This window comes from Cupriavidus sp. SK-3 (assembly GCF_000611145.1).
Taxonomy (GTDB): Bacteria; Pseudomonadota; Gammaproteobacteria; order Burkholderiales; family Burkholderiaceae; genus Cupriavidus.
The window spans coordinates 13,141-16,953 of the sequence record NZ_JFJV02000265.1 but is presented as its reverse complement, the minus strand read 5'-3'; the positions used below and the strand labels follow the sequence as shown (position 1 = coordinate 16,953).

5 protein-coding genes are annotated in these 3,813 nt (G+C 62.2%); 3 read left to right on the top strand and 2 right to left on the bottom strand.

Annotation, left to right across the window (positions count from 1 at the left end; all coding sequences use genetic code 11):
* The 3 genes from CF70_RS28860 to CF70_RS35410 form a co-directional block, all read left to right on the top strand.
* The coding region (locus tag CF70_RS28860) for a fatty acid desaturase (RefSeq protein WP_349675126.1) at positions 1-505 on the top strand (505 nt) is incomplete at its 5' end.
* A 17-nt stretch (positions 506-522) separates the two neighbouring features.
* Positions 523-1,218, top strand: coding sequence for a phosphate/phosphite/phosphonate ABC transporter substrate-binding protein (locus CF70_RS28855; RefSeq protein WP_235185248.1), 696 nt, complete (start codon positions 523-525; stop codon positions 1,216-1,218).
* Between the two features lie 349 nt (positions 1,219-1,567).
* Positions 1,568-2,578, top strand: a complete 1,011-nt coding sequence (locus tag CF70_RS35410) for a DnaJ C-terminal domain-containing protein (protein WP_081862406.1) — start codon at positions 1,568-1,570, stop codon at positions 2,576-2,578.
* Positions 2,579-2,677: 99 nt separating this feature from the next.
* Here CF70_RS35410 and CF70_RS28845 read toward each other — a convergent pair whose 3' ends face one another.
* Both CF70_RS28845 and CF70_RS38365 read right to left on the bottom strand, forming a co-directional pair.
* Positions 2,678-3,106 (bottom strand): GNAT family N-acetyltransferase, encoded by a 429-nt coding sequence (locus CF70_RS28845; protein WP_035873577.1) that lies wholly within the window; start codon positions 3,104-3,106, stop codon positions 2,678-2,680.
* Between the two features lie 485 nt (positions 3,107-3,591).
* Positions 3,592-3,813: hypothetical protein (locus CF70_RS38365; protein WP_235185247.1), on the bottom strand; the 222-nt coding region annotated here is incomplete at its 5' end.

Here is a 3,813-nt window from a genome sequence, read left to right as displayed (position 1 = left end):
CGGCGATCTGCGCGCCCTGCCGATGTGGCTTGCGCACCTGCTGTCGCTGGCCGCGTTGCTGGCCTGGCTCGACAGCAGTTGCGGTATCGCGCCGTGGCTGATGCTGGCCGGCGTGGCCTATCCGGCGCTGTCGCTGTCGGCGGTACGCTCGTTCCAGGAACACCGTGCCCATGCCTTGCCGGCATGCCGCAGCGTGATCAACGAGGCCGCGTGGCCATGGCGTTTGCTCTTTCTCCACAACAACTATCACCTTGTCCACCTTGATTTGCCCGCGCTGCCCTGGTTCGCGCTGGGACGTATCTATCGTCGCCGCGCGGCCGACTACCAGCGGCGCAGCGGCGGTGTCGTGGTACACGGCTACGGCGAATGGCTCGCGCGCTTCGCGCTGCGTACGGCCGCGCCCGTGGTACATCCGCTGTTTCGCGCTCCTGTACGTGAAGCGGTGCCCGTTGCAACAGGAAGCGGGCAGGCCAGCAACGATGCCCGTGCGCAACTGGCGGGGTAAACGTGGAAGCCCGGCCGATGACCGAACGCAAGCACTGGGTGGCCGCGCTACCCATGTATAACCTGACACCCGCGCCGCATACGGACTGGCTGGCGCTGATCGCGCGCGTGGCCGACCTGCTCGCGCGGCAACGCGACCCGCTCCAGCTGAGCGTCGTCGAGCCCGCCGGGACGGTGGAGGCGCTGCACAAATTCTGGCGCCGGCCGGACCTGTTGCTCTCGCAAACCTGCGGCTATCCGCTGGTGCAGGGCCTGCGGCGCCATGTGCGGATCATTGGCACGTCACTCTTCGATGCGCCGGGCCGCGATGGCGCCAGCTATACCAGCGCCATCGTGGTACGGGCCAATGACGGGCCCGCCACGCTCGCCGCGTGCCGCGGCTTGCGCGCGGCCTATAACGACGAGGGCTCGCACAGCGGCATGAACGCGCTGCGCTACGCGGTGGCACAGCTGGCGCGTAGCGGCCGCTTCTTCTCCGGCACGGTGCGCACCGGGTCGCATCTGGCATCGCTCGACGCCGTGGCCAACGGCGCGGAAGGGCGCCGATCTTGGTCGCGCGCCTATGCCGCGTCCGATCGTCGCCAAGCTCAGCGCCGAAATCGCGGAACTGATCAAGAGCTCGGACCTGCGCAAGCGCTTCACGCTCGACGGCATCGTCCCGTTGGGGTCGACGCCCGAGGCGCTCGGCGCCTACATCCAGTCCGAGAGCGTTAAGTGGTCCGCCGTCTCGGTTGCTGCCCCGGCTTCCTCGCTTCCCCTTCATGGAGTAGTCGAATGGAAGGGACTTTGGGTCGGCCGGAAGAGCACCTTTACCTTCCACGTATGCGGCCATCGGTTCCGTGCTTTAGCGACAACCCATGGGCGAATTTCAGGTGAAAACCTGGACCGCGAACCGTTGGCCTCATCCTCTGCAAGAGCAAGAACGGGCCGATCGTGGAATATGCGCTGCGTGAGTCAGCGAAGCCAAGCGATACAATCTGCAGTAGTTGGCCATGCCGTTCGGAGAGGGCGGTGGCTGCGCTAGAATGACCCGCGACAGGACGACAATAACGAGGGTCGAGCGGTGACGTCGCAGACACACTACACCACATTGGGCCTTGCCAAAACTGCCTCTGCGGCAGAGATCAAGGACGCCTATCGGCGAATGGCGATGCAGTGGCATCCGGATCGCAACCCGAAAAGCCAGTCCGAAGCCACCGCCCGCTTCAAAGAAATCAAGCACGCCTACGAAACACTGAGCAACGAACGGAAGCGTGAAGCCTATGACGACTCGCTGGACGAGACTAGATTCGGGTCTGGCACGGGATCGTTTGGTTTCGGCGCCGGCGCAAGCCAGTCTTCGGGAAGGGCGAAGCCGGCCGGATTCGGTTCCTACTGGCATCGCGCCCCGCCGCCTGTACGCGGCGAGGATATTGAGTGCAAGGCATCGATCTCCGTCGAGACTGCGGTCAACGGGGGAACGATCGAGGTAAAGGTTCCATACGTCGGTCCGTGCGATGCCTGCGGCGGTACGGGATGGGCGCGGGCCGCGTCGCGCTGTAAGGCGTGCGCTGGCGAAGGATGCTCTAAATGCGACTATTCGGGTAGGACAAACGTCTGCGCCACATGCAAGGGGAGCGGTCACGCGAAAACGGAACGGAAGATTGCGACGGAGGTTCGTGGTGGAATCGTCGATGGCATGATGGTTCGCATCGTCGGTGGTGGCACACCCGGGGGAAATGGCGGGGCCGATGGCGACGCACTGTGCAGGATCAAGGTGCTGAAGGCTGGAAGCTACAAACTTCAGGGCCTCGACCTGATTGGGGAAGTTAAGGTGGATTTTGCAACCGCCGCGATCGGCGGGAAGGTGCACGTCGACGTGTTCGGGAAGTCCTACACCGTCGAGGTGCCGCCCATGACGCGCGCGGGGAAGATCCTCCGGCTGTTGGGGAAGGGCCTGCGACACGCTGTCAACCATGACACGGGCGATCTGCGGCTCAGGGTCGTGATCGACCTGCCGAAGGGACGGCTGAGCGAGGCGCAAAAGCAGGTGCTCAAAAGCATGTTTGCGGACGGCATGAGCTTACACGACTGACCGCGCCGATGCCGCACCGGTGGCAGGGGAGATCAGGAGACCAGGTTGAGCAATTCGCCGTACAAGCCGGGAAGCTGGTCTACATCGTGTTTGCACTTCCTATAAGGCAGTCTGCATCACGATACCTTCAGCCGTATTGCCTGGCGGAAATTCCGTCAATGGGAGCAAGGCACGAGGCATTTCTGATGTGGTGATTGGCGCGAACCCGAGGCGTGCGAAGTAGGCAGAAGCGGACGTCGTTCGCAATACAATCGACTCGACACCACGTTGCCGGACATCAGCGACGATGGTGGAAATCAGAAGCTCTCCGAGGCCAGCAGACCGCGCACGCTGAGCAACGGCTAACCCTCGCAGGAGACCGACTGAGCCATATTGCTCGATACCGGCACATCCAAGAAGGCCCGCGTTGTCACGGGCCACAACGTACCGTTCGATATGTGCGCGCACCCCCTCGACGGGTAGTGCACAAGCACGCATGAGCGCCTCCACCTCGGGGAAATCATTTTCAGTTGCGTAGCGGGGGCGCATGAGGCACTCCTTCATGCCAAGCTCGTCCCCGTATCCTACGTTTGTCCTCGCGCTTTTGCGCGTAGGGATTGTTCGTAGGTAGATTCGATTATCCCCATCGCAGGAAGATGAATAGGCGTGCCGAGTGTGCCGCATTATTGTTGCTGAGGTGGTGATTTGCTGTGCGTGCGAGCTTTAGACCTTATTGATGCCAGACCTAGGTCTTCCGAAGCCTGATGGGCGCCTGAAGACTACGCAGTTAGCGGGGCTCTCCAATTACTCCCAGGTGAGCGTAGAGTCTTTCAGCAGGTGGCCCGCCAGAATGTAGTCTCCATGCCCAATGGCACGCGCTTCCAGTTCGCACAGGCAGACCTCCGGCACACCTGCGATGTTCTCGACGAACGGCCAAGCACGCCTTCCGGGCCGGCGCTTCATGCAGCTATGGCTCGATCGACCCGCAGCCCGCTAGCTCTGCAAGCTCATTCAGAGTGAGAGACGTGCTCACCTCATTCTTTAATCCACCGGACCGGGCGGGGCAAATCGGTGATCTGTTGTACCGCAGCGAGCACAAACTGGCTTTGATTTGTCTTGACTCGGGTCAACTTCACGCCTGATGCTGGTGTTAGGCTCATCTCACTTACTTGGAGATTCGCATGCATGAAAGTGAACATTCGTACAAGGGGTTCAAGGTTCGGCTTGTCATGCCCGATGGCGTCATGCCCGATGGC